The organism is Curtobacterium sp. MCBD17_032 (assembly GCF_003234855.1).
Lineage (GTDB): Bacteria > Actinomycetota > Actinomycetes > Actinomycetales > Microbacteriaceae > Curtobacterium.
On record NZ_QKTO01000001.1, the window covers coordinates 432,075 to 455,855 of the forward strand.

General features: G+C 73.8%; 24 protein-coding genes. 16 read left to right on the forward strand and 8 right to left on the reverse strand.

The annotated features are described in order from the left end of the window. Positions 1–120 precede the first annotated feature (120 nt). Genes DEI91_RS02145 through DEI91_RS02155 form a run of 3 tightly spaced genes read left to right on the forward strand, consistent with a single transcriptional unit; the run spans position 121 to position 3,259 of the window. Positions 121–1,284, forward strand: coding sequence for a Gfo/Idh/MocA family protein (locus DEI91_RS02145; protein WP_111050710.1), 1,164 nt, complete (start codon positions 121–123; stop codon positions 1,282–1,284). Then, positions 1,281–2,084 (forward strand): ThuA domain-containing protein, encoded by an 804-nt coding sequence (locus DEI91_RS02150; RefSeq protein ID WP_111050711.1) that lies wholly within the window; start codon positions 1,281–1,283, stop codon positions 2,082–2,084. The genes DEI91_RS02145 and DEI91_RS02150 overlap by 4 nt, the downstream gene beginning before the upstream one ends. After that, positions 2,081–3,259 (forward strand): PP2C family protein-serine/threonine phosphatase, encoded by a 1,179-nt coding sequence (locus DEI91_RS02155; protein WP_111050712.1) that lies wholly within the window; start codon positions 2,081–2,083, stop codon positions 3,257–3,259. The genes DEI91_RS02150 and DEI91_RS02155 overlap by 4 nt, the downstream gene beginning before the upstream one ends. A gap of 100 nt (positions 3,260–3,359) precedes the next feature. Here the strand turns inward: DEI91_RS02155 and DEI91_RS02160 are convergent, their stop codons facing one another. Further along, the gene (locus DEI91_RS02160) at positions 3,360–3,791 is read right to left on the reverse strand and encodes a hypothetical protein (RefSeq protein WP_146244173.1); all 432 of its coding nucleotides are present in this window, start codon (positions 3,789–3,791) and stop codon (positions 3,360–3,362) included. A 52-nt stretch (positions 3,792–3,843) separates the two neighbouring features. Between DEI91_RS02160 and DEI91_RS02165 the strand changes: the two genes are divergently transcribed. From DEI91_RS02165 to DEI91_RS02190, 6 genes are all read left to right on the forward strand, one after another. Beyond that, positions 3,844–4,734 carry an aminoglycoside phosphotransferase family protein gene (locus tag DEI91_RS02165; protein WP_111050871.1) on the forward strand — a complete coding sequence of 297 codons (891 nt, stop codon included), beginning with the start codon at positions 3,844–3,846 and terminating at the stop codon, positions 4,732–4,734. A gap of 96 nt (positions 4,735–4,830) precedes the next feature. Then, positions 4,831–5,493 (forward strand): hypothetical protein, encoded by a 663-nt coding sequence (locus tag DEI91_RS02170; RefSeq protein ID WP_146244174.1) that lies wholly within the window; start codon positions 4,831–4,833, stop codon positions 5,491–5,493. 206 nt (positions 5,494–5,699) lie between these two features. Beyond that, a complete protein-coding gene (locus DEI91_RS02175) occupies positions 5,700–6,347 on the forward strand; it encodes an ABC transporter permease (protein WP_110824355.1) in 648 nt (215 codons plus the stop codon). Continuing rightward, the gene (locus tag DEI91_RS02180; RefSeq protein WP_111050715.1) at positions 6,334–7,659 is read left to right on the forward strand and encodes an ABC transporter ATP-binding protein; all 1,326 of its coding nucleotides are present in this window, start codon (positions 6,334–6,336) and stop codon (positions 7,657–7,659) included. Before DEI91_RS02175 ends, DEI91_RS02180 begins: the two co-directional genes overlap by 14 nt. Beyond that, entirely contained in the window at positions 7,656–8,420 is a 765-nt protein-coding gene (locus tag DEI91_RS02185; RefSeq protein ID WP_111050716.1) for an ABC transporter permease, read from the forward strand. Before DEI91_RS02180 ends, DEI91_RS02185 begins: the two co-directional genes overlap by 4 nt. After that, positions 8,417–9,442 carry a glycine betaine ABC transporter substrate-binding protein gene (locus tag DEI91_RS02190; protein WP_111050717.1) on the forward strand — a complete coding sequence of 342 codons (1,026 nt, stop codon included), beginning with the start codon at positions 8,417–8,419 and terminating at the stop codon, positions 9,440–9,442. The genes DEI91_RS02185 and DEI91_RS02190 overlap by 4 nt, the downstream gene beginning before the upstream one ends. A gap of 75 nt (positions 9,443–9,517) precedes the next feature. Here the strand turns inward: DEI91_RS02190 and DEI91_RS02195 are convergent, their stop codons facing one another. Next, positions 9,518–9,793: a hypothetical protein gene (locus DEI91_RS02195; protein WP_111050718.1), complete on the reverse strand. Its 276-nt coding sequence runs from the start codon at positions 9,791–9,793 to the stop codon at positions 9,518–9,520. A 103-nt stretch (positions 9,794–9,896) separates the two neighbouring features. Between DEI91_RS02195 and DEI91_RS02200 the strand changes: the two genes are divergently transcribed. Genes DEI91_RS02200 through DEI91_RS02210 form a run of 3 tightly spaced genes read left to right on the forward strand, consistent with a single transcriptional unit; the run spans position 9,897 to position 12,506 of the window. After that, positions 9,897–10,568 carry a hypothetical protein gene (locus DEI91_RS02200; protein WP_111050719.1) on the forward strand — a complete coding sequence of 224 codons (672 nt, stop codon included), beginning with the start codon at positions 9,897–9,899 and terminating at the stop codon, positions 10,566–10,568. Positions 10,569–10,615: 47 nt separating this feature from the next. Next, a complete protein-coding gene (locus DEI91_RS02205) occupies positions 10,616–12,061 on the forward strand; it encodes an NAD(P)/FAD-dependent oxidoreductase (RefSeq protein ID WP_111050720.1) in 1,446 nt (481 codons plus the stop codon). 1 nt (position 12,062) lies between these two features. Continuing rightward, entirely contained in the window at positions 12,063–12,506 is a 444-nt protein-coding gene (locus DEI91_RS02210; RefSeq protein ID WP_111050721.1) for an SRPBCC family protein, read from the forward strand. Between the two features lie 386 nt (positions 12,507–12,892). On the opposite strand, the gene DEI91_RS02215 is transcribed toward DEI91_RS02210, so the two are convergent. Continuing rightward, positions 12,893–13,711 (reverse strand): shikimate 5-dehydrogenase, encoded by an 819-nt coding sequence (locus DEI91_RS02215; RefSeq protein ID WP_111050722.1) that lies wholly within the window; start codon positions 13,709–13,711, stop codon positions 12,893–12,895. Between the two features lie 90 nt (positions 13,712–13,801). On the opposite strand from DEI91_RS02215, the gene DEI91_RS02220 reads away from it, so the two are divergent. The 4 genes from DEI91_RS02220 (at position 13,802) to DEI91_RS02235 (ending at position 18,940) form a co-directional block, all read left to right on the forward strand. Next, positions 13,802–14,740, forward strand: coding sequence for an NADP-dependent oxidoreductase (locus DEI91_RS02220; protein ID WP_111050723.1), 939 nt, complete (start codon positions 13,802–13,804; stop codon positions 14,738–14,740). A gap of 105 nt (positions 14,741–14,845) precedes the next feature. Next, a complete protein-coding gene (locus DEI91_RS02225; RefSeq protein WP_110824345.1) occupies positions 14,846–15,040 on the forward strand; it encodes a PspC domain-containing protein in 195 nt (64 codons plus the stop codon). A 66-nt stretch (positions 15,041–15,106) separates the two neighbouring features. Further along, on the forward strand, positions 15,107–16,501 hold the full coding sequence (locus DEI91_RS02230) for an L-serine ammonia-lyase (protein WP_111050724.1): 1,395 nt from the start codon (positions 15,107–15,109) through the stop codon (positions 16,499–16,501). Positions 16,502–16,630: 129 nt separating this feature from the next. Next, positions 16,631–18,940: a S8 family serine peptidase gene (locus DEI91_RS02235; protein ID WP_111050725.1), complete on the forward strand. Its 2,310-nt coding sequence runs from the start codon at positions 16,631–16,633 to the stop codon at positions 18,938–18,940. A 19-nt stretch (positions 18,941–18,959) separates the two neighbouring features. Here DEI91_RS02235 and DEI91_RS02240 read toward each other — a convergent pair whose 3' ends face one another. Genes DEI91_RS02240 through DEI91_RS02260 form a run of 5 tightly spaced genes read right to left on the reverse strand, consistent with a single transcriptional unit; the run spans position 18,960 to position 23,694 of the window. After that, on the reverse strand, positions 18,960–19,796 hold the full coding sequence (locus tag DEI91_RS02240) for a class II fructose-bisphosphate aldolase (RefSeq protein ID WP_111050726.1): 837 nt from the start codon (positions 19,794–19,796) through the stop codon (positions 18,960–18,962). Next, positions 19,793–20,743, reverse strand: coding sequence for a 1-phosphofructokinase family hexose kinase (locus DEI91_RS02245; protein ID WP_111050727.1), 951 nt, complete (start codon positions 20,741–20,743; stop codon positions 19,793–19,795). Before DEI91_RS02245 ends, DEI91_RS02240 begins: the two co-directional genes overlap by 4 nt. After that, positions 20,740–21,837, reverse strand: a complete 1,098-nt coding sequence (locus DEI91_RS02250) for an N-acetylglucosamine-6-phosphate deacetylase (protein ID WP_220038014.1) — start codon at positions 21,835–21,837, stop codon at positions 20,740–20,742. The genes DEI91_RS02245 and DEI91_RS02250 overlap by 4 nt, the downstream gene beginning before the upstream one ends. Before the next feature lie 22 nt (positions 21,838–21,859). After that, complete coding sequence (locus DEI91_RS02255) at positions 21,860–22,816, reverse strand: ROK family protein (protein WP_111050728.1); 957 nt, start codon at positions 22,814–22,816, stop codon at positions 21,860–21,862. After that, entirely contained in the window at positions 22,816–23,694 is an 879-nt protein-coding gene (locus DEI91_RS02260) for an SIS domain-containing protein (RefSeq protein ID WP_111050729.1), read from the reverse strand. Before DEI91_RS02260 ends, DEI91_RS02255 begins: the two co-directional genes overlap by 1 nt. Positions 23,695–23,781: the final 87 nt, after the last annotated feature.

Here is a 23,781-nt window from a genome sequence, read left to right on the forward strand (position 1 = left end):
CGGCACCCCCTGGTGCCGCCGTCTCTGCGCGGATGTGATCTGAAAGTAGGTGAATCGATCAAAGAACACCAGGTTTTTCCCGTCGTATCGATTCGAGCCGGATCTCGGTAGCGTGGACGCATGTCGCAGACGACTGATGCATCGAAGACGCTGCGCGTCGGGGTGGTCGGGCTCGGTTTCGCCGGGACCACGCACCTCGACGCCTTCACCGCACTCCCCGGCGTGGAGGTGGTCGCCCTCGCCGGACAGGAACCCGAACGGCTCCGCGAACTCGCCACCAGCCGGGGCGTCCCGAACGCGGTCGCCGACTGGCAGGACCTCGTGGCCCGGGACGACCTGGACATCGTCTCGATCGGCGTGCCGAACAGCCTGCACCACCCGATCGCGATCGCCGCGCTCGAGTCCGGCAAGCACGTGTTCTGCGAGAAGCCCCTCGCCACGACCGGCCAGCAGGCGCAGGAGATGGTCGACGCGGCCGTCCGCAACGACCGCGTCCTCGAGGTCGCCTACAACCACCGCCGCCGTGCCGACGTCCAGTTCCTCGCGACGCACCTGCGTGGCGGGCAGACCGCCGGGACCGCCGTCGACGCCACCGACGACGGCGCCCTCGCCGAGCCGGGCACCGGACCGATCGGGGACGTCTACCACGCCCGTGCGAGCTGGATGCGGCGTGCCGGCATCCCGGGCATCCGCAGCTGGTTCGTCAACAAGGAGACCGCGGGCGGCGGACCGCTCATCGACCTCGGCTCGCACGTGCTCGACATCGCCCTGCACCTGATGGGCGAGCCCCGCGTCGTGACCGCCAGCGCCGTGACGTACAACGAGCTCGGCCGCGCCGGCCGGGGCGGCAGTGACCGCGACCCGGTGTCGGCCGCGACCGGCCGTCCGTTCGACGTCGAGGACTTCGCGAGCGCACTGCTCCGGTTCGAGAACGGCGCGAGCCTGCTCCTGCAGGCGTCGTGGGCGAGCTACTCGAAGGACGTCGAGGACATCGAGGTCGAGCTGCTCGGCTCGACCGGCGGCGCGCGGTTGTTCGTCCGCGACTACGCCACCGAGGGCACCGTGACCCTGTACTCCGACGAGCAGGGCGTCCCGACGGTCACCCGCCCGGGCGTGCAGGTCCCCGCCGGTCACCACCAGCGCGTCATCGAGGAGTTCCTCGCCACCATCCGCTCCGGTCTGCACGACGGGCACCACGGCGAGTTCGCCCTGCACCGCAGCCGCGTGGTGGACGCGATCTACGCATCGGCGCAGGCCGGGCACGAAGTGGAGGTCGTCCGGTGAACATCGTCGTCTGGAACGAGAACGTCCACGAGACCCGCGGCGACGAGACCGTCCGCGAGCACTACCCGGACGGCATCCACGCGGTCGTCGCCGCCGGCCTGGAGGCCCGACTCGCCCCCGGTGCGGACGGCGCCGACGGCTCGCACCCGGCCCACGGCCAGCACGCGTCGACGCACACCGTCACGACCGCCACGCTGCAGGAGCCGGAGCACGGCCTGACCGAGGAGCGGCTCGCCGACACGGACGTCCTGTTCTGGTGGGGGCACATCGCCCACGACCAGGTCGCGGACGAGGTCGTCGAGCGAGTCGTCCGGCACGTGCACGCCGGCATGGGCCTCGTGGTGCTGCACTCCGGCCACTACTCGAAGCCGTTCACCCGGCTGATGGGCACGACGTGCTCGCTGAAGTGGCGGAACGACGGGGAGCGGGAACTCGTCTGGACGATCGCGCCCGAGCACCCGATCGCCGCCGGGGTCCCGCACCCGATCGTCATCGACCGCCAGGAGATGTACGGCGAGTACTTCGACATCCCGCGCCCGGACGAAGAGGTCTTCCTGTCGACGTTCGCCGGCGGCGAGGTCTTCCGCTCCGGCGTCGCCTACCGTCGCGGTCTCGGGAAGGTGTTCTACTTCTCGCCCGGCGACCAGGAGTACCCGGTGTACCACCACCCGGACATCCAGCGGGTGCTGGCGAACGCCGCGCAGTGGGCCGCTCCGACCGGCCCCCGACGACAGCTCACGGCCGACCCCCACCCGAGGGACTGGTTCACGGACGAGGGAGCGCGTAGACAGGGCGTGTGAGCACACCGCAGGACGCCGAGCACCGCACGGCACTGGTCGAGGCGCTCGGCGTCCTCGGTGCCGGGCCCGAGGAACGCTTCGACCGCATCACCCGGATGACCCACGAGGCGTTCGGCGTGCCGCTGACGTTCCTCAACCTGGTCCACCACGACCTCGTCACGACGCAGTCGACCTTCGGATGGAACCAGGGCTCGAGCGTCCCGGCGAGCGAGCAGTTCTGCGCCACGACCGTGCTCACCCCGGCGCCGATGGTGATCCCGGACACGACCCTCGACGAGCGGTTCGCCCACACGGCCGCCGTGGCCGAGCACGGCATCCGCTTCTACGCGGGCGCGCCGCTGTCGACGGACGACGGCACCCGCGTCGGCACGCTGTGCATCATGGACGCGCAGCCACGCGAGTTCTCCGACGAGGACCTCGCGCTGCTGCGGGACCTGGCGCACTGGGCGGAGCGCGAGCTCGGCCACGCGCTCGAGCGCGACCGACTCGGACGGGTCCGTGCCGGTCTGGTCCCCGATCCCGTCACGGTCCCCGGACTCGAGCTCGCGACCATGACGGCACGACGTCCGGACGGCGGCGGTGACGTCGCCGACTGGCGGGTCGCGGCGGACGGGACCCTCGCGGTGACCGTCGGGACGGTCGCGGCGGGCGGCGGCGCCTCGGCACTGCTGGCGGCGACCGTGCGCGGTGCGCTCGTCGCGCGGGTGGGCGAACCGCTCGCGTCCGCATTGCCCGGCCTGGAGGCCCAGGTCGCCCCCGACCTGCGGGTCGCGGACGCGGTCGCCCGGCTCGTGCACGCCCGGCTCGACCCGACGTCGGGCCACGTCGACCTGGTGGACGCCGGGCTCGGGACCGCACTGCTCGTCCGGTCGGACGGCACCTCCCGACAGCTCCCGTCCGCGCTGCCGATCGGGGTCGGCCATGCGGCGGAGGAACGACCCGTGGTGACGCTGGAGCTGGCCGTCGGCGACCGGCTCGTCGTGTCCTCGGACGGCCTGACGACGGTGCCCGGGCTCGCCGACCTCGACGCCCTCGCGGCTGCGCTCGCCGGAGCGCCCGATGCGGCGGCCCTGGTCGACGGCGTCTCCGAACTGCTCGGACACGAGGACCCGGCGACGGACGTGACGCTCGTCGTCGTCACCCGCCGAGCGGCGCCCGAGCGCACCGGGCGTTGACCGCATCGGGCCCTGACCGCATCGGGCCCTGACCGCACCGGGCCTCCACGCGGGGCGTCCGCACGGATCGGCACGGCACAGCGGCCGCGCATCCGTCGCGTCAGCGCACGGTGCGGCGCGGCCCGTCGGTGAACGCGGCCACGAGCAGGGTCGCGAGCAGCCCGAAACCGGCGAGGACCACGCCGAGGGCGCTGAGCTGCCAGTACGCGCTGCCGACGTGTTGCGGCTGCGTCAGGACCTCCGGCCACCACGGGTCGAGGAACGGCACCGACCCGGGGAACGGGTCGAGCCCGAACATCGCGAGACCGCCCAGGAGCATGAGGACTCCGAGTCCCGCCATGGTGCCGCGCCGCCGTCGGAGCGCGCGGACGACGAGCGCCGCACCCATGCCGACCAAGCCCACGACGGCGATCACGAAGGCCACCACGAACACCGGCTGCGGGACGAGTGTGAACCAGTCGAGCACGGCGATCGGCACCAGCAGCCACCGTCCGGTCCTCGCCCACCGCGCGGGCTCCCGCCAAGCATGCATGGCGGCACGGTACGACACGAACCCGGACGACCGCCGGGCTAGCATCGCCGTCATGCCCACGCCCGGAGCCGAGGTCGACGTCGACGTCGTGCTCGTCCGCGCACTGCTGGCCGACCAGCACCCCGACCTCGCCGACCGCCCGCTCACCGTGGTCGCGAACGGCTGGGACAACGTCATCGTCCGGCTCGGCCCCGACCTCGCCGTCCGGCTGCCCCGGCGGGCGGCCGCGGCCACGCTGGTCGAGCACGAGCAGCGGTGGCTCCCCGCGCTCGCCCGTCTCGTCGGCGACGTCGTCCCCGTGCCGGTCCCCGTCCGCACCGGTCGACCCGGCTCCGGCTTCCCGTGGTCGTGGAGCGTCGTGCCGTGGTTCTCCGGCGTCCCCGTCGGTGCCCGGACCGGCAGCCCGCACGTCGCAGGGACGCTCGCCGCCTTCGTGGCCGCGTTGCACGTCCCGGCGCCGGCGGACGCACCGGTCAACCCGGTGCGCGCCGTCCCGCTGCACACCAGGACCGAGGCGGTCACCGAACGGCTCGCGTCGCACCCCGTCCCCCGCGCGGTCGAACTCGCAGCCGTCTGGCGGGCGGCGGCTGACCTGCCCGCACACGTCGGGCCTCCCGTCTGGGTGCACGGGGACCTGCACCCGTTCAACCTGCTCGTCGGGCCCGCCCCGGCCGACGACCGCCTGACCGCCGTCGTCGACTTCGGCGACGTGACCGCGGGGGACCCGGCGGTCGACCTCGCCACCGCCTGGCTCACCTTCGGCCGGGAGGCCCGGGCCGATTTCCGACGTCGGGTCACCGCGCGGGACGCCAGCCTCGACCCGCACACCTGGGGTCGCGCGCGTGGGTGGGCCGTCTCGATCGCCTCGGCGCTCGCCGTGAGCGACGAGGCGTCGTTCCACGCGGTCGCGCGGCGGGCGATCGACGCGGTGCTCGACGACTGACCGACCAGTCGGCCCTCCGCTTCACGCAGGACCGTCCGGCGGGGGCTACCGCCGCCGCGGGCGCGGGGTTACCGTCTCCCCACACCATCCGTGCACGTGAAGATCGGGAGGGGCCTCATGACCCTCGAGTTCCGCGTCCAGCACGACGTCGCCACCGACGCCGCTCCCTCCCCCCGGCCCGTCCCCGACCGGCGTGGCCGGGTGCGGCGGGTCCTCGACTCCCTCGCCGCCCGACGGACCGCCGCCCGACTGCGACGCCTCGAGGCAGCGCGGGCGGAACTCGTCGACCTGCAGCGCCTGCTCTCGGACGCGCGGGCCGTCGTGGAGCGCGGGTGGATCCAGCACGCCTGGTTCGCCTACCTGGACGACCGTGGACGGACCCGCACCGCGTCGAGCGCCGCCGCCACCGAGGTCGTCGGCCGACCGCTCGTCGGGGCATGCCTGGTCGGTGCCGTCGTCGACGCGGCCGGCGGCCCGCACGCCGTGCACGCCCAGTCGGTGCAGCGTTCGCTCGACCTGGTGTGGCACGCGCTCGCCGTGCCCGAGGGGTCCCCGGTGGCGTGGTGTCCCGCACCGGACGTCCGGATGGCCCGCGTCCGGGACCTCACCCGGTGGAACGACTGTGGCGACCGCACCGCCGAACAGGTCGCCGGGCTGCTCCTCACGGCCGAGCGTGTGGCAGTGCACGAGCAGGCACGGGTGGCCCTGCGGTCGGTCGCGCTCCTGGCAGAGGCCAGCAGGCGCGGATCCGGCCTGTAGCCGACCGTCCCGCCCGATCGTTACCGTTCTCCCAGGGTCCCCGGTACAGCTGTGCCCTCATCAGGGGTTCTCCTCGCGCGATCCATGGGTGTCCACGCAGGAACGGCCGCCGCGCCGCCGGCCCGAGGCTGGCGACCTGCGTAGCTTGGGGCAGTCCGTACCCCGTTCCGTGGGGCGGACAGCCGACCGGAGGGAGCGGAGAACCGGTGTTCCAGTACATCGCCGAGCGATGGGACCAGATCTGGTTCTCGTCCTGGCAGCACTTCTCGCTGGTGGTCCAGTGCGTCGTGCTCGCGACCGTCATCGCCGTGGTCCTCGCGGCGCTCGTCTACCGGATCCCCGGTCTGCGGTCCGCCGCGAACGAGGTGTCCACGATCGGGTTGACGCTGCCCTCGTTCGCCGTGATCGGTCTGCTGCTCGTGCCGCTCGGGTTCGGGGTCGTGCCGTCCGTCGTCACCGTGACGTTCTTCGCCGCGCTGCCCATCCTCCGGAACGCGGTCGTCGGGCTCAACGAGATCCCGCCCGCGGTCGTCGAGTCGGCTCGTGGCATCGGGATGAGCCGGTTCCGCACCCTCGTGCAGGTCGAACTGCCGATGGCGTGGCCGATCATCCTCACCGGCGTGCGGGTCTCGGCGCAGATGGTGATGGGCGTCGCCGCCGTGGCCGCGTACGCGCTCGGCCCTGGGCTCGGCAGCTTCATCTTCTCCGGGCTCTCCCGCCTCGGCGGCGCGAATTCCCTCAACTCCGTGATCGTCGGCACCGTGGGCGTCGTGCTGCTCGCCCTGGTCCTCGACCTCCTGCTCCTCGGCCTCGGCCGCCTGACCACCTCGAGAGGTATCCGTGTCCAGCACTGACTCCCCGACCACCGCGCCCGACACCGACGTCACCGGCCGGAGCATCCTGCTCGACCAGGTCACGAAGCGGTACCCGGGCCAGGCGAAGCCCGCGGTCGACGGCATCACGCTCGAGATCCCGGCCGGCAAGATCGTCATGCTCGTCGGCCCCTCCGGCTGCGGCAAGACGACCACGCTGAAGATGATCAACCGCCTCATCGAGCCGACGGAGGGTCGCATCGTCGTCGGCGACGACGACGTGACGAAGATCGACGGCGACGAGCTGCGCCGACGGATGGGTTACGTCATCCAGGCCGGCGGGCTGTTCCCGCACATGACCGTCGCGGCGAACATCGCGGTCGTGCCGAAGATGCTCGGCTGGTCGAAGGAGAAGATCGCCGCCCGCGTCGACGAGCTCCTCGACCTCGTGTCGCTCGACCCCGACACCTACCGGGACCGTTACCCCCGGGAACTCTCCGGCGGTCAGCAGCAGCGCGTCGGCGTCGCCCGTGCGCTCGCCGCGGACCCGCCCGTCCTGCTCATGGACGAGCCCTTCGGCGCCGTCGACCCGATCACCCGCCAGCGCCTGCAGGACGAGCTCATCCGGATCCAGGCCGAACTGCACAAGACGATCGTCATCGTCACGCACGACTTCGACGAGGCCGTGAAGCTCGGCGACTGGATCGTCGTGTTCTCCGAGGGTGCGCACATCGTGCAGTACGACTCCCCGGAGCGGATCCTCGCCGAGCCCGCGAACGAGTTCGTGGAGAACTTCATCGGTTCCGGCGCCGGGCTGAAGCAGCTCACGCTCACCCGCGTCCGCGAGGTCGGGCTCGCCGACGCCGTGACGTGCTCGCCGGGCGAGCAGGCCGAAGCCGTCCTGCAGCGCATGCGCGAAGCCGGTGGCCACGGGCACGCGGTCGTCGTCGACCGGCGGCAGCGGCCGATCGGGTGGCCGTCACGTCGCCAACTCGAGCGCCTCGACCGGATCCCGGAGGGCATCGAGGCGGACCTGCCCGTCGTGTCCGAGGCGTCCACCCTGAACGACGCGCTCGACACCATGCTCGTCTCGAGTGCCGGTGCCGCGCTCGTGACCGGTCGTCGGGACGCCTTCCAGGGCGTCATCACGGTCGAGACGGTCATGGACGCCATCACCCGCACGCGCGCCGCGGCCGCCGAGGACCAGGCGTACACACCGGTCGGGACGAACACGAACCCCCTGCAGACGATGCCGAGCAGCCCGGCCGTCGCCCTCGGAGACGAGCCCGCCGGGTCCGCCGACGACTCGCTCGACACGGACGCCGTGCCGTCCGACGGCCGGGACGACCGGTGAGCGACGTCGTCACCGCGTCCCCGGCGACCGGGCAGCGGACGAGCTGGCGCGGGCTGGTCATCCAGCCGGTCGTGATCCTCGCCGTCCTCGGGGCGTTCGCGGTCTGGCTCGCGACCGCGGACCTGACGGCGACCGAGCGCAGCACGCTGAACCCGTCCGGGCTGCTCGACCTCGCGTGGCAGCACGTCCTGCTCACGGTCGTCTCGACGGTCATCGTGCTCGTCGTCGCCATCCCGCTCGGCGTCGCGCTCACCCGCGGACCGTTGCGGAAGGCGAGCGGCGCGATCCTGGCGGTCGCGAACTTCGGCCAGGCCGCCCCCGCGGTCGGCCTCGTCGTGCTCCTGGCGTTCTGGCTCGGGTTCACGTTCTGGGCCGCCGTCGTCGCCCTCGTGCTCTACGCGATCCTGCCCGTGCTGCGGAACACGATCATCGGCATCGAGAGCGTCGACGCCCGACTCGTCGAGGCCGGCCGGGGCATGGGCATGAGCGCCGCTGCCGTCCTGCTCAAGGTCGAACTGCCGCTCGCCGTGCCCGTCATGCTCGCCGGCATCCGCACCGCACTCGTGCTCCTGGTCGGCTCGGCCGCCCTGGCGACGTTCATCGGTGCCGGCGGCCTCGGGCTGCTCATCACCACGGGCGTGAACCTGTTCCTCCCGAAGGTGCTCGTCTCCGGCGCGCTCCTCATCGCCCTGCTCGCCCTGTCCATCGACTGGCTCGGCCGCATCGTCGAGACGTTCGCCCGACCGAAGGGACTCCGATGACCCGCACGGCACGCACCCACAGCCCGCGACCCCGCCGCCTGCTGACCGCCGTCGCCCTGGCGGGCGTCACCACGGGCCTCCTGGCCGGGTGTGGTCTGCAGCCCGCCGCGTCCTTCGTTCCGGCCGCCGCGCCGGGCACGATCGAGCAGATCGACGGTCTGCCCGAGGACGCCGGGATCACCGTCACGTCGAAGAACTTCACCGAGCAGCTCGTCCTCGGCAAGATCGCCGTGCTCGCCGCCTCGGCAGCGGGCTTCGACGTCACCGACGAGACGAACGTGCCCGGGTCGGTCGCCGTCCGGCAGCTCATGACCTCGCACGACGCGGACATGACGTACGAGTACACCGGCACCGCCTGGCTGACCTTCATGGGCCACAAGGAGGGCATCCCGGACAAGACCGAGCAGTGGCAGGCGGTCAAGGACGAGGACGCCGGCAACGGACTCACCTGGCTCGCCCCGGCGCCGATGAACAACACGTACGCGTTCGCGGTGCGCGAGGAGGCGGTCGAGGACCTCGGCGGCATCACGAAGCTGTCGCAGATCGCCGAGCTGCCCGCCGACCAGCGCACGTTCTGCGTCGAGTCGGAGTTCAACTCCCGCGCGGACGGCTTCAAGCCGATGCTCGAGAAGTACGGACTCGACCTCGGTGGCTCCGGCGACAGCGCGGTGGCGAAGGACGCGGTCGACATCCTCGACACCGGGACCGTCTACACGGCGACCGACCGCGGCACGTGCAACTTCGGCGAGGTCTTCACGACCGACGGCCGCATCAAGTCCCTCGGGCTGAGCGTGCTCGAGGACGATCGCGGGTTCTTCCCGGCGTACAACGTCGCCCCCGTCCTGTCGTCCTCGGCGCTCGAGGAGTACCCGCAGTTGAAGGGCGTGTTCGACCAGATCTCACCGGAGCTCACCGACGCGGTGCTGCAGGAACTCAACCGCCAGGTGGACGTCGAGGGGCGCGAGCCTGCCGACGTCGCCTTCGAGTGGATGGTGCAGGAGGGCTTCATCACGAAGCCGTAGGTCGCTGTGCGGCAGACGACGGACGGGAGGCCCGTGGCGGTGTCGCCACGGGCCTCCCGTCCGTCGTCGCGCCGGTCAGGACCCCTGCAGCACCGACTGCCAGGTCGCGAGCACACCCATCGCGAGCCCGAAGACGACCAGCAGGATCCAGAAGGCCAGCGCGACGAGGTTGAGCAGGATGCCCCACCCGGCGCGCCCGCGAGCGGCGGGTTCCCGACCGCGGGAGGCGATGCCGAGGCAGAGCCCGACCACGGGGGCGACGAACGTCCACCCGGCGAGGAGCGAGCAGATGCCGAGCACCAGGCTGGCGGTGCCGAGTCCGGTGCGCTGGGAGTCGTACGTGGTGACCATGTGCTCGACGCTACGAGCGGGGTCGGGTCGGAGTCGTCCCTCCGGACGCTGATCCGTCTCCGACTCCAGGCGGACCGTCGTCCGTCGCCGGTATCGTCGTCGCATGGCACTGTTCGGACGACGCAAGCCCGACGTGCGCGACCGACCCGTCAGCGAGGTCGAACTGAAGCGCGCCGTGGACGAGGGCTTCCTCATCGCGAAGGCCGCCGTCACCGTGGCCGTGGCGAACCGCATCATCACGAACGCCCTCCGCGACCAGGGGTACTTCGACCACGCCCTGATCGCCGACGCCACCCGTCAGGAGCTGCACCGGATGGCCGAGGAACAGCGCGCCGACGCCGAGCGCATGCGGGCGATCCGGGTCCGGTCGAGCAAGCAGGGCGGGCGCTCGCAGCACCAGCACGACTACCGCCGCGGCGACGACCTGAAGCTCCGCACGCGTGAGGCGACCTACGAGGAACTCGCGAGGCGGCTCGACGCCCGCCGGGACGACCAGTACTTCGTCGACGGCATCGTCCTCGCCGCCCGTGCCCGGGCATGGGACGACATCGGCACCACCGTCGTCGGACGGCTCGGATGGGCGCAGCGGCCGGCCGACGACTACGAGGTCGGGCGGGAGGAGCGTGTGCAGCAGCTCCTCGACGAGGACTTCGCGGCCCTCGTCGCCGAGCACCCGGTGGGCACCGGTCGGGCGGTCGGCGACGACGACCCGACGGACGTCGACGGGTCGGACGACGGCACGGATCCGGCCGAGGCGGACACCACCACGAGCTGACCGGGTGCCGGTACCGCGTCCAGCCGTCGCTCCGTAGGCTCACCGGCATGGTTGATGCGGTGGTCGTCGGAGCCGGACCGAACGGGCTGGCCGCGGCGGTGACCCTCGCCCGGGCGGGGCTCAGCGTCGAGGTGGTGGAACGGAACGACACTATCGGCGGTGGTGCCCGGACGAAGGAGCTGACGCTCCCGGGCTACCTGCACGACGTCTGTTCCGCGGTGCACCCGATGGCGCTGCAGTCCGAGTTCTTCCGGGCCTTCGGCATGGAGCAGCGGATCGAGCTCCGGCTGCCCGAAGTGCAGTTCGGCCACCCCCTCGACGGTGGCCGCGCCGGCATCGCGTACCAGGACCTCGACCGGACCGCCGACGCGCTGGGCATCGACGGCCGCGCCTACCGGCAGCTCATGGCCCCGCTCGTGCGGAACGCGGACCAGGTGTCCGACTTCGCCACGGACGCCCTGCTGCACGTCCCGCGGCACCCGGTCACCGTCGCCCGGTTCGGCCTCCGCGCGCTCGAGCAGGGCTCCCGCGCGTGGAACGCCCGCTTCCGCGACGACGTCGCCCCGGCCATGATCAGCGGTGTCGCGGCGCACTCCATCCAGCACATGCCCTCGCTCGCCACCGCTGCCGCAGCGCTGTCGCTCGGTGTGTACGCGCACGCCCGCGGTTGGCCGGTGCCGATCGGCGGCAGCCAGGCGATCGTCGACGCCCTCGCCGCGGACCTCGTCGAGCACGGCGGCACGATCGAGACCGGGCGGGAGGTCCACTCCCTCGGTGACCTCACCCCGGCCAAGGCGGTGTTCTTCGACACGAGCGTCCCGTCCATGCTCCGGATCGCCGGCGACCAGCTGCCCGCACCGAAGCGCGGTGCCCTGCGGCACTTCCGGTTCGGCAACGCGGCGGCCAAGGTCGACTTCGCGCTGTCCGAGCCGGTGCCGTGGACGAACCCCGAGCTCCACCGCGCCGGCACCGTGCACATCGGCGGCACCCGCGCCGAGATCGCCGAGGCCGAGGCGCAGGTCGCCCGCGGTCAGGACCCCGACCGCCCCTACGTCCTCGGCTCCGAGCCGACCGTCGTCGACCCGAGCCGGGCCCCCGCGGGCGGACACGTCTTCTGGGCGTACGCGCACGTCCCCGCGGGGTCGACGGTCGACCACCAGGAGTCCGTCATCCGGCAGATCGAGCGGTTCGCCCCGGGCTTCCGCGACACCATCGTCGCGACGAACAGCCGGACCGCGGCCGACATGGCGCAGTACAACCCGAACTACTCCGGCGGCGACATCGCCTCCGGTGCCGCGAGCTTCTGGCAGCTGGTGAAGCGTCCCGTGCTCTCGAGTGACCCGTGGCGGATGGGCGGAGGCATGTACCTGGCCTCGCAGTCCGCGGCACCCGGGCCCGGGGTGCACGGCATGGCAGGCTGGCACGCGGCGAAGAGCGCCCTCCGGCACACCTACGGGCTGCCGGTGGACGTCGACCTGGCACCGAGGAGCTGACATGGCGAAGAACGTCCGCATCATCCACTGCACGCCGGAAGAGGTGTTCGACGTCCTCCGCGACGGCTGGCTCTACCCCACGTGGGTGGTCGGCGCCTCCCGGATGCGCGGCGAGGACCCGGGCTGGCCCGCGGTCGGCACGAAGATCCACCACTCGTTCGGCGTCTGGCCGTTCGTCATCAACGACACGACGCACGTCCTGGAGTACGACGAGCCGCGACGGCTGGTCATCCAGGCACGAGGCTGGCCGGTCGGTGAGGCACGCGTCGAGGTCGACGTCGAACCGCACCCGCGCGGCAGCCGCGTGACGATCCGCGAGAACCCGGTGAAGGGCCCCGGCTCGCTCGTGCCGGGCTTCATCGCGCAGCCGGGCATCTGGCTGCGGAACCACGAGACCGCCCGCCGCCTCGGGTGGGTCGCCGCGGGGCGCGCGCGCAGCCACTGACCCGGGAGCGCCGAGACGGGGCCGTCTGGCGGCGCGACGCCGCCGTCAGCGGACGGCGCCGCGCGGTGCGCGGAACGCCGTGGAGTGCGGCGGCGTCTCGTGGCGCTGGCGGTGTCTCGCGCTGACGGGGGCGTCTCGGCCGGGGACCAGCAGGACCAGCAGGACCGGCAGCGTCCGTCGCGCCTCGGCTGACGTCACGGACGGGAGGCTCGGTGCAGCCCCGCCCCGAGCCTCCGGTCCGACGCGCTGCCTGCGCGAGACGCCCCCGTCTGCGGGCGGCACCGCGCAGCGCGGCGAGACGCCGCCGCAGACGGCGGTGTCTCGCCGCAGTGGCGGCGTCCCGGGCAGACGGGGGCGTCTCGCGGGAGAGACCCCGACGCCGCCCGCTACTCCTCGCGCGAGAACGCGCTCGCCCGGGCGACCTGGTCGGCCGTCAGCGCGACGCCCGTGTACCGCTCGAACTGCCGGGCGGCCTGCAGCGCGATGACCTCGGCGCCCGTGATCACGTGCGCACCGGCCTCCCGACCGGCCCGGACCAGCGGGGTCTCGGCGGGGAACGCGACGACGTCGAACACCGTGTGCGCCGCCGCGACGCGGTCCGGTGTGAACGACAGCGTCGCCTCGTCGTCGCCACGCATGCCGAGCGGGGTCACGTTGACGAGCAGGTCGGCATCGCCCGCCCCGTCCTCGTCCGCGACCCACACGTAGCCGTACTGGTCGGCGAGGGCGCTGCCGGTCGCCTCGTTGCGGGCGACGACGGTCAGGTGCTCGAACCCGGCGCCCCGGAACGCGGCGGTGACGGCCTTGGCCATGCCGCCCGAGCCGCGCAGCAGGACCCGCGCGGAGCGGTCGACGCCGTGCGTGTCGAGCAACGACGCGACGGCCTCGTAGTCGGTGTTCGACGCGGTGAGGACCCCGCCGTCGTTGACGATCGTGTTCACGGAGCGGATCGCCCGCGCGGACTCCTCGAGGGCGTCGACGAGCGGGATCACGTCCTCCTTGAACGGCATCGACACCGAGCAGCCGCGGATGCCGAGCGCCCGGATCCCGGCGACGGCACCGGGCAGGTCGGTGGTGGTGAACGCCTTGTAGACGAACGGGAGACCGAGCTCGTCGTAGAGGAAGTTGTGGAAGCGGGTGCCGATGTTGCTCGGCCGGGCGGCGAGCGAGATGCACAGCTGCATGTCCTTGTGGAGGATGGGCATGCCATCAGTGTCCCATGAAGCCGCCGATGGAGCGGTCCACCTACGGTTGTACCGGGCAAGGGGTGGCTCGCTGGCGTACCGTGACGCGGGATGACTGCTCTCCCTGACACCATGCGCGCCGTCCGCTTCGACGAGTGGGGCGACCGTTCGGTCCTGCACGTGGCCGAGGTCCCCGTCCCCGAGGTCGCTCCCGGCCGCGTCCTCGTGAAGGTCCGCGCCGCCGGAGTCAACCCCGGCGAGTCGGCGATCCGCCAGGGCGTGGTGGACGACCACGACCCCGAGCGTCTGCCGTCCGGGCAGGGCACCGACCTCGCCGGCACCGTCGCCGCGATCGGCCTCGACGTCGACGGGTTCGAGGAGGGCGACGAGGTCCTCGGCTGGTCGTGGGAGCGCTCGAGCCAGGCCGAGTACGTGTCCGTCCCCGCCGGACAGCTCGTCCCGAAGCCCCGCCTGCTGCCGTGGGAGGTCGCCGGCGGCCTCGACGTGATCGCGACCACCGCCGCGGCGGCCGTCCGCGCCGTCGACCCCCGCGCCGGTGAGACCGTCGTCGTCTCCGGTGCCGCCGGTGGTGTCGGTGGGTTCGTCACGCAGCTGCTCACCAACGAGGGCGTCGACGTCATCGCGATCGCCTCCGAGGCGAACCACGACTGGCTGCGCGGGAAGAAGGCCCGGCCGGTCGCGTACGGGGACGGCCTCGCGGACCGCGTCCGCGAACTGGCGACGAACGGCATCGACGCGCTCATCGACACCTTCGGCCCGGAGTACGTGCACCTCGGCATCACGCTCGGGATCCCGGCCGACCGCATCGAGACGGTCATCGCGTTCGAGGCCGCGGCCGAGGTCGGTGCGAAGGCGTCCGGCAGCGCGGACACCGCCGACCCGGAGATCCTGTCGGCCCTGGCGAACATGGTCGCCGACGGGTCGATCGAGGTGCCGATCGCCGCGACCTTCCCGCTCGACCGGGTGCAGGACGCCTACGCCCAGCTCGAGGAGCGGCACACCCGCGGCAAGATCGTCCTGCTGCCGTAGGGCGACGGCCGGGAGGCCCGTCCAGCGTGGGTGGGGCCAGCCCCACCCCACAGTGGGGTGCCGCCCGGCTGCCGCCGCGCAGCGGGACCCCGTAGCGTCGGGGACATGACGAACACACTCCACCGCCCCCGCTCCGGTCGCCTGCTCGCCGGGGTCTGCGCCGGCATCGCCGACCGCTTCGGCTGGTCCCGCACCGCCGTCCGCGTGCTCTGGGTCCTGCTCAGCCTGTTCCCCGGGCCGCTCTGGATCGCCTACGTCGTGCTCTGGATCGTGATGCCGACGGAGGGGAAGCGCCGCTGAGGGCGCCGTCCGTCGGCAGGTCGGGCGCCGGCGGCCGATCCGTCCGGACGGCGTAGGCTCGTCGTCGTGCCGGTCTCCGTCTTCGAGCTGTTCAGCATCGGTGTCGGCCCGTCGAGCTCCCACACCGTGGGTCCGATGCGCGCCGCCGCCGACTTCGCCGCGCGGACGGCGGACCGCCCCGTCGACACCATCCGCGTCGACCTGTACGGCTCCCTCGCCTCGACCGGTCACGGACACGGCACGCTCGGCGCCGTCGCGGTCGGGCTCATGGGGCACCGGCCCGAGGACGTCGACCCGGACGTGATGACGGCCGCGCTCGACGCCCTCGAGTCGACCGGACGCCTGACCCTGACCGGCGGGACCGTCGTGCCGTTCCGGCTCGCCGACGTCGTGCTGCACCCGCTGACGATGCTGCCCCGACACCCGAACGCGATGCGGCTCCGGACGTTCGACGCGACCGGCACCGAGACCGCCGTCGAGACGTACTACTCGATCGGCGGTGGGTTCATCGCCCGCGACGGGGACGAGGAGCCGGGCGAGGACGTCGCCGGCACCGCGATCCCGGTCGAGGACACCGTGCCCCACCCGTTCTCCAGCGGAGCCGAGCTCCTGTCCGCCTGCGCGACCACGGGCCTCCCGGTCAGCGGGGTGGCGCTCGCGAACGAGACCGCGACCCGCACGGAGGACGAGGTCCGCGCCGGACTCCTGCGCATCCACGCCGTGATGGAGGAGTGCGTCGACCGCAGCGTCCGGCGCAGCGGCACGCTGCCCGGCGGGCTCGCGGTCCGGCGCCGCGCGGCCGACTGGCACGAGCAGCTCACCCGCGACGACCCCGACCACGACCCGCTGTTCGCGATGGAGTGGGTGAACCTCACCGCGATGGCGGTCAACGAGGAGAACGCCTCGGGCGGCCGCGTCGTCACCGCGCCGACGAACGGTGCCGCCGGGATCATCCCCGCGGTGCTCGCCTACGCACTGACCTACGTCGGACCGATCGCACACGGGTCCCCGACGGAACGGGAGGACGCCGTCGTGCGCTTCCTGCTCACCGCCGGCGCGATCGGCTCGATCTACAAGGAGCGGGCGTCCATCTCGGGCGCCGAGGTCGGCTGCCAGGGCGAGGTCGGCTCCGCGGCCTCGATGGCGGCTGCCGGGCTCGCCGAGGTCCTCGGCGGCACCCCCGAGCAGGTGGAGAACGCGGCGGAGATCGCCATGGAGCACAACCTCGGGCTGACCTGCGACCCGATCGGCGGCCTCGTGCAGATCCCGTGCATCGAACGGAACGCCATCGCCGCGAACAAGGCCGTCAACGCCGCCCGGATGGCCCTGCGCGGCGACGGGGTGCACCACGTGTCACTCGACCAGGTCGTCGAGACGATGCGGCAGACCGGTGCCGACATGTCCACCAAGTACAAGGAGACCGCGATGGGCGGCCTCGCGGTGAACGTCCCGCTCTGCTGAACTCCCGCCGCAGCCCCCGGAACTGGGGCTGCGGCGCCCGCGTCGGCCCGGGGTAGCGTGCAGCGTCCGTCGCCGTGCGGACCGGCGGCCCGGGACGGCCGTCGTCTCCGATCCCGGAAGCGAGCGCTGATGTCACCCCGCACGCCGACCCTCCTCGCCACCGCCGTCGTGGTGGCGCTCGCCGTCACCGGCACGGGCCTCCCCGCGCAGGCGTCGTCCGTCGCCGCGGCTGCCCCCGTCCCCGCACCGGCCACCGGCGGTGTGCCGGCCCCGAACGACGCGACCGTCGGCGCGACGCCGGGGGACACGGCGGTCGACCTGACGCTCGTGCTCCGGCCGGTCGACCCGGCAGCCCTCGCCGCCCTGCCCGCGCAGACGACCGGGGACACCGCCGACCAGCGTGCGGCCGCGGTGGACGCGGTCGCGCCCGTGGACGACGCCCGGTCCCGTGCGCGAGCGGTGCTGACCGAGGCCGGGTTCACCGTGACGGACCCGGACACATGGGAGGTCGAGGCGCACGGCACGGCCGCGCAGGCGGAGGCCCTGTTCGGCGTCGACCTGGTCGGCACCGGTGACGGCATGCACCCGACCGCCGAACCGGCCCTGCCGCAGGCCTTCGGCGGGGCCGTGGTCGCCGTGCTCGGGCTCGACACCCGCCCGGCACTGGCCCACGCGGCCGTCCCCGGCGGGTACGCCCCCGCCGACCTGGCGAGCGCGTACCGGTCCTCCGGGTCGGCCACCGCGGGTGCCGGTGCGACGATCGCGACCGTGCAGTTCTCCGGCTGGGACCGCAACGACCTGAGCGCCTACGCCGCAGTGACCGGACGGAAGCTCCCCGCGCTCGACCAGATCGCGGTCGACGGTGCGGACCCGCACGAGGGCGACGGCAACCAGGGCGAGAACGAGGTCGCGCTCGACCAGCAGGCGCTGCTCGCCGTCGCGCCGGGTGCCCGGCAGCGGGTGTACGTCACGCAGAACTCCTTCCAGGGGAGCTACGACGCCTACAGCCGGATCGCGGACGAGGTCCGGACCGCCGGCATCACCGCGGTGAGCATCTCGTGGGGGAGCTGCGAGACGCGGACCCCCGCCGGGGCACGGGCGGCGCTCGACGCGGCCCTGTCGCGCATCGTCGCGGCCGGTGCCACGGTCTTCGCCGCCACCGGTGACGACGGTGCGCGGTGCCCGACCGGCCCGACCACGAGCATCCGCGACGTCTCGTACCCGGCGTCCTCACCCGCGGTCGTGGCCGTGGGCGGGACCTCGCTGAGCCGGACGAGGACCGGCTGGACCGAGTCCGGGTGGTCGAACTCCCTCGGGGCCGGCGGTGGCGGTACCTCCTCGGCCTACGCCCGGCCCGCATGGCAGACGGGCACCGGCATCAGCGGCTCGAAGCGCCTGCTGCCGGACGTCGCCGCCCTCGCCGACCCCGCCAAGGGCCCCGCGGTCTACATGTCGACGGCGCACGGCTTCGTGCTCGGCGGCGGCACGAGCCTGGCGTCCCCGGTGCTCGCCGGGCAGCTGGCCGTCGCGCTGACCGCCCGCGGGTGCGCCGCCGGCGTCGGTGACGTGCACCAAGCGCTGTACGCGAACCCGGCCGCGTTCCGCGACGTCGTCTCCGGCGGCAACGGCACCTGGTCCGCGGTCCGCGGCTGGGACGCAGCGACCGGGCTCGGGTCGCCGAACTGGTCCGCCCTCGGCCGCCTGCTCCCGACCGCGGCGGACTGCACCCTGCCGGCCACCACCGCGGCCGCGGCCGGGGCGGACGCCACGTCCGTGACCTCGGGGACCGGCACCGTGCCGTCCGGGACGTCGATCCACTCGCCGAACGGCCAGTACTGGCTCGACATGCAGGGCGACGGCTCCCTGGTCGAGTGGGGCAACGGCCGACGTCTCTGGCAGAGCAGCGGTCGGGCAGAGGGGGCCGGTCTCCGGCTCGCCACCGACGGGCGGCTGTCCGTCGTGGCCCCGTCCGGCGCGGTCCTCTGGTCCACGACCGTGACGACCACCTCCGGTGGCGCGCGCCTGACGGTCGACGACGCGGGGGACGTCCGCGTGACGGCGCGGAACGGCGCCGTGCTCTGGCGCAACAAGGCCCCCGGGGCCGATCGGCTCGTCGCCGGAGCCACGCTCGTCGCCGGGCAGTCGCTGCGTGACGGCACGTCCGGCAGCCGGCGGCTCAGTGTGCGCTCCGACGGGAGCCTCGTCATCGGCTCCGGCAGCCGGGTGCTCTTCCGGAAGTCCGGCGGCGGACAGGGGGCGTCCCTCCTGCTGCTGCCGAGCGGCGACCTCGTGCTCGCGGGTCCGTTCGGTCAGACCCGGTGGTCCACGGCCACGGGGAAGCGCGGGGGGACCGGCGTGGTCCTGCGGATGCAGTCGGACGGCAACCTCGTGCTCCGGAAGGGCTCGACGGTCATCTGGAAGAGCGGGACCCGGGGCTGAGCGCCCCGGGTCATCCGGCTCACCCGTCGAGCAGCGTGAGCAGCCGGGAGGTCTCCGCGGCCACGGCGTCCCGACCCGCGGCGACGTAGCGGCGCGGGTCGACCAGGTCCGGTCGTTCGTCGAGCACGTCGCGCAGGGCGCGGGTGAACAGGCCGTTCAGGTGCGTCGAGATGTTGATCTTCGTCATGCCCGCGTGGACCGCGCCGCGGAGCTCGTCGTCGGACAGCCCCGAGGACCCGTGCAGGACGAGCGGCACCGGGACGGAGGCCCGCAGCCGGCCGACCAGGTCGCGGTCGACGGACGCCTCGCGGGTCTGCATCGCGTGGGAGGTCCCGACGGCCACCGCCAGGGCGTCGACACCGGTCGCCGCGACGAACGCCGCGGCCTCAGCCGGGTCGGTCCGGACGCCGGGCGCGTGGACGCCGTCCTTGCCGCCGACCTCTCCGAGCTCGGCCTCGATGGCGATGCCGGCGGTGTGGCACGCGTCGGCGAGCTCGCGGGTCGCCGCGAGGTTGGCGTCGTGGTGGAGGTGCGAGCCGTCGTACATGACCGAGTCGACGCCGAGGTCGATGCCGGCGTGGACGAGCGCCCGGTCCTCGACGTGGTCGAGGTGCACCAGGACCTCGACGTCCGCGGACCGCGCGATCGCCTGGGTCGCGGTGACGATCGGCGTCACCCCACCGTGGTAGCGGATGCAGTTCTCGCTGATCTGCAGGACGACGGGCAGCGCAGCCCGTTCGGCACCGGCCACGATGGCCTCGGCGTGCTCGAGGAGGACGACGTTGAAGGCGCCGACACCCCGGCGGGCGGCGCGGGCGGTGTCGAGGAGGCCGGTGAGGGCGAGGGCGGTGGTCATGCGGTGCTCCCGGTTCGGTCGAGCTGGCTGGTGAATCGGTCGACGGCGGCGAGGTCGACCTCGCCCGCGACCGGGCGCAGGACGGCGGCTGCGCCGTACGCGGCGGCGGACCCGAGGGACCGACGGAGGAGGTCCGGTCCGGGGACGCCCGCCGGGCGACGGCTCCCGCGCGCGGTCAAGGCGAGGACGAGCCCGGCCGTGGCGGCGTCGCCCGCACCGGTCGGGTTGCCGTGGACGTCGGGGACCGCCGGGACGGAGACGACCCCGTCCCGCGTGTGCGCGCTGATGCCAGCCGACCCCGCCGAGACGACGACGACCCCGGCTCCCCGCGCGAGCAGGTCGAGGGCACCGGTCCGCTCGTCCCGGGCGCCGGTGGCGTCGAGGAGCTCGTCGCGGTTCGGCTTGCAGATCGTGGCACCGGCGGACGCGGCCTCGAGCAGCGCCGGGCCCGACAGGTCGGCCACGACGAGCACGCCCGCGTCCACGGCGCCCCCGACCCAGGTGTCGACCACACGGGGATCGGTGCCGCGGGGCAGCGAGCCGGACACGACGAACGCGGCCGCGCCGGCCCCGGCATCGTGCACCGCGGTGGTCACCGCTGCCCATTCGTCCGCGGTGACCACCGGGCCGGGTTCGCCGTACATCGTCGGGTGCGCGAGGTCGTCGACGACCGTGACCGTGGTCCGGGTGTCCCCGGCGACCGGCACCGCTGTGACCGTGAGTCCGTCGCGCTGCAGGGCGTCGGCGGTCCAGGCGCCGGTGGTCCCGCCGAGCGGCAGGACCGACGTCGTCGCCACGCCCGCGGCGTCGAGCACCCGGGCCACGTTGACGCCCTTCCCGCCCGGCCGGCGGGCGACGTCGAGCACGCGCTGGGTGATGCCCACCGACTGCTCGGCGACGCGGTAGGTCACGTCGACCGCCGGGTTCGGGGTGAGGACGACGATCACGCGGGGACCTCCAGGACGGTGGGCCGGCCATCGGGGCCGAGGACGACCAGGTCGGCGGCGGCGCCGACGGTGAGGGGTGGACGCAGGCCGAGCACCGCGGAGGCCCGGACGGACGAGGCGGCCACGGCCTCCCGGACGTCGGCGGCAGGGCCGCCCTCGGGACGCGGGGCGAGGACCCGGGTGACGGCGTCGCCGACGGTGATGGTGCTGCCGGCCAGCGAGGAGCGGTCGGCGAGCATCGCCACGCCGCCCGCCACGAGGACGTCGGACCCGGCGATCCGGTAGGCGCCGTCGGCGCAGCCGGTGGCGGCCATCGCGTCGGAGACGAACACCAGTCGGTCACCGGCGGCGCGACGGACGAGGTCGACGGCGACCGGGTCGAGGTGGTGGCCGTCGATGATGCACTCCACCGTGAGGCGGCTGTCGGTCAGGGCGACACCGACCGGACCGGGCGCACGGTGGTGCAGCGGCGGCATGCCGTTGAAGAGGTGGGTGACCAGGGTGGCGCCGGCGTCGACCGCTCGCTGCACCTGCTCGGTGTCGGCGTCGGTGTGGCCGACCGCGGCGACGATCCCTGCTTCGACGAGGCGGCGGATCGCGTCGATCGCGCCGGGGAGTTCGGGGGCGAGCGTGACCACCCGGAGGGCCGTGCCTCCCGCGTCGAGCAGGAGGTCGACCTCGGCGGTGGTCGGCGCGTGCAGCAGGGCGGCCGCGTGCGCACCGCGTCGTGCGGGCGAGAGCCACGGCCCCTCGAGGTGCAGTCCGGCGAGCGTCCCGTCGGCGACGAGCGGTGCGAGGCGGTGGAGCGCGGCGACCGTGTCCGGCACGGTCCCCGTCGCGATCGAGGCGACGAGGTGTGCGGTGCCCCGTCCGGCGTGGTGCGCGACGGCGGCGCGGGCCTCGTCGGCCGAGCACGAGGCGAAGTCGTGGCCGAGCGCACCGTGCGCGTGCAGGTCGACGAAGCCCGGGACGACGGTGCCGGGGGCGTCGACGACGTGGTCGTGTGCCGGTGTCGGTCCGGTGCCGACCGCGGCGACCCGGCCGTCGGTGAGCGCGATCCAGCCGTCGACCAGGTCGAGTTCCGCGGTGACCACACGGGGGCGCGGACGAGCGTCGTCACGCCGACACCGCGGTCGGGCCGTCGTCGACGCGCTGGTGACGGGCGCGGAGGTCGCGCCCGAGCAGCTCCCGTGCCAGGAGTCCGGCACCGATCGCGCCGGCGGCGTCACCGTGTCGTGCGCCGACGAGGGCCGGGACCCGGACGCCCACCAGCCGGTCGCTCAGCGCCGCGGTGAGGGGGTCGAGCAGCAGCGGACCGGACTGCGCGAGTCCACCGCCGACGACCAGGGTGTGGCAGCCCGCGGCGGCCGTCAGCCAGGCCAGCGCGTCGGCGAGCACGTCGACGCAGTCGTCCCACGCCCGGCGGGCGACGAGGTCGCCGTCGAGGACGCGGAGCATCGCGGCGTGCGCGGTGGGGACGCCGCTCCGCCGGGCGACGGCACCCGCAGAGGCGACCTCTTCGACCCGGAGGCCCGCGTGCGGCCCGTGCGCGATGCGGACCTGGCCGATCTCCCCCGCCCAGCCGTCGCCGCTGACGACCCGTCCGTCCACGACCAGCGCGCTCGCCAGCCCGGTCCCGACCGGGACGAACGCGACCGTGCCGTGGTCGAGCCCTCCGGCCTGTGCCTCGGCGAGTGCGCCGGCGCGGACGTCGTGGCCGAACGCGAGCGGGACGTCGGTGCCCGTCGCCCGGAGTGCCGCGGCGACCCGGCTGTGGATGGGGACGTCCTGCCAGCCGAGGTTCACGGACAGCACCGAGCGGCCGGCGGCCTCGTCGACCACGCCGGGCACGACCAGGCCGACGGCGTCGAGTGCCACGCCGTGCTGTCGGGCGACCCAGCGCGCGTGCACGGCGAGCTCGGCCACGACGACGGCCAGGGCCTCGGCGGCGGGGTCGTCACGCGGGGTCGGGACGCGCTGCTCGCCGAGCAACCGTCCGTCGTCGGCGGTCAGTCGGGCCTTGGTGCCCGTGCCGCCGACGTCGACCCCGAGCACCGCCCCGCGCGCGGTCATCAGGTGAGGATGACCGAACGGGTGAGCGAGCGCGGGTGGTCCGGGTCGAGGCCGCGTCGTTCGGCGAGCGCGACCGCGAACCGGTGCACGACGACGAGTCCCGCGAGCGGGTCGAGGTCGTGGTGCACGAGGCGCGCTCCGGTCGCCGCGACGTCGTCGGCGAGGCCGTCCGGCACCGCGCCGAGCGACCAGACCAGCCGCCCGGGCTGCGCGATCGCGATCGGTCCGTGCCGGTAGTCCATCGACGGGTACGACTCGGCCCAGAACTGGGCGGCTTCACGCGTCTTCAGGGCGGCCTCGGACGTCAGGCCGACCGCGGCTCCACGACCGACGAACGTCACCTGCTCGGCGTCGAGCAGGTCGTCGATCGGCACCGTCAGGGCGGTCTCCGCCTGGGCGGCGAGGGCCTCGACGTCCTCGCCGAGGGAGGCGCGGAGCAGCGCGAGGGCGGTGGTCGCGAAGCGGGTCTGCACGACGGAGCGCTCGTCGGCGAACGGCAGCGCGACGACGTGGTCGGCGTCCGCGGCGGCCGGGCTGTCCGGAACGGCGGTGAGGAGCACGGTTCGACGTCCGGGCAGGGCGCGCAGCAGGTCGATCACCTCGGTGGTCGTGCCGGAGCGGGAGATCGTCACGATGCGGTCGTACTCGCGGTCGAGGGGGTACTCGGAGCCGGCGAAGGCGTCGGTCACGCCGAGGCCGGCGGACTCACGGGCGACGGCGTAGCTCATCGCGATGAACCAGCTCGTGCCGCAGCCGACGACGGCGACGCGCTCGCCGGGCTGGGGGAGCACGTCGACGAACGAGGGCAGCAGGGCCGCGGCAGAGCGCCAGGAGTCCGGCTGCGTTGCCAGCTCTGCGCTCACGAAGGTGTCGGACATGGAGTCCTTCCGGTCGGACCGATCCTTGGTGATCGGTACGAGCCAGCATGACGATCGATCGTGCGCGATGCAAGTACAAAACGTCAT

What these genes read in the sequence shown, in the direction of transcription:
- DEI91_RS02205 (WP_111050720.1), top strand. Translation starts at nt 10,616, where the DNA reads ATGGTTGATGCGGTGGTCGTCGGAGCCGGACCGAACGGGCTGGCCGCG.
- DEI91_RS02215 (WP_111050722.1), bottom strand. Translation starts at nt 13,711, where the DNA reads ATGCCCATCCTCCACAAGGACATGCAGCTGTGCATCTCGCTCGCCGCC.
- DEI91_RS02190 (WP_111050717.1), top strand. Translation starts at nt 8,417, where the DNA reads ATGACCCGCACGGCACGCACCCACAGCCCGCGACCCCGCCGCCTGCTG.
- DEI91_RS02210 (WP_111050721.1), top strand. Translation starts at nt 12,063, where the DNA reads ATGGCGAAGAACGTCCGCATCATCCACTGCACGCCGGAAGAGGTGTTC.
- DEI91_RS02160 (WP_146244173.1), bottom strand. Translation starts at nt 3,791, where the DNA reads ATGCATGCTTGGCGGGAGCCCGCGCGGTGGGCGAGGACCGGACGGTGG.
- DEI91_RS02220 (WP_111050723.1), top strand. Translation starts at nt 13,802, where the DNA reads ATGACTGCTCTCCCTGACACCATGCGCGCCGTCCGCTTCGACGAGTGG.
- DEI91_RS02255 (WP_111050728.1), bottom strand. Translation starts at nt 22,816, where the DNA reads ATGACCGCGCGCGGGGCGGTGCTCGGGGTCGACGTCGGCGGCACGGGC.
- DEI91_RS02225 (WP_110824345.1), top strand. Translation starts at nt 14,846, where the DNA reads ATGACGAACACACTCCACCGCCCCCGCTCCGGTCGCCTGCTCGCCGGG.
- DEI91_RS02145 (WP_111050710.1), top strand. Translation starts at nt 121, where the DNA reads ATGTCGCAGACGACTGATGCATCGAAGACGCTGCGCGTCGGGGTGGTC.
- DEI91_RS02240 (WP_111050726.1), bottom strand. Translation starts at nt 19,796, where the DNA reads ATGACCACCGCCCTCGCCCTCACCGGCCTCCTCGACACCGCCCGCGCC.
- DEI91_RS02235 (WP_111050725.1), top strand. Translation starts at nt 16,631, where the DNA reads ATGTCACCCCGCACGCCGACCCTCCTCGCCACCGCCGTCGTGGTGGCG.
- DEI91_RS02200 (WP_111050719.1), top strand. Translation starts at nt 9,897, where the DNA reads ATGGCACTGTTCGGACGACGCAAGCCCGACGTGCGCGACCGACCCGTC.
- DEI91_RS02165 (WP_111050871.1), top strand. Translation starts at nt 3,844, where the DNA reads ATGCCCACGCCCGGAGCCGAGGTCGACGTCGACGTCGTGCTCGTCCGC.
- DEI91_RS02260 (WP_111050729.1), bottom strand. Translation starts at nt 23,694, where the DNA reads ATGTCCGACACCTTCGTGAGCGCAGAGCTGGCAACGCAGCCGGACTCC.
- DEI91_RS02195 (WP_111050718.1), bottom strand. Translation starts at nt 9,793, where the DNA reads ATGGTCACCACGTACGACTCCCAGCGCACCGGACTCGGCACCGCCAGC.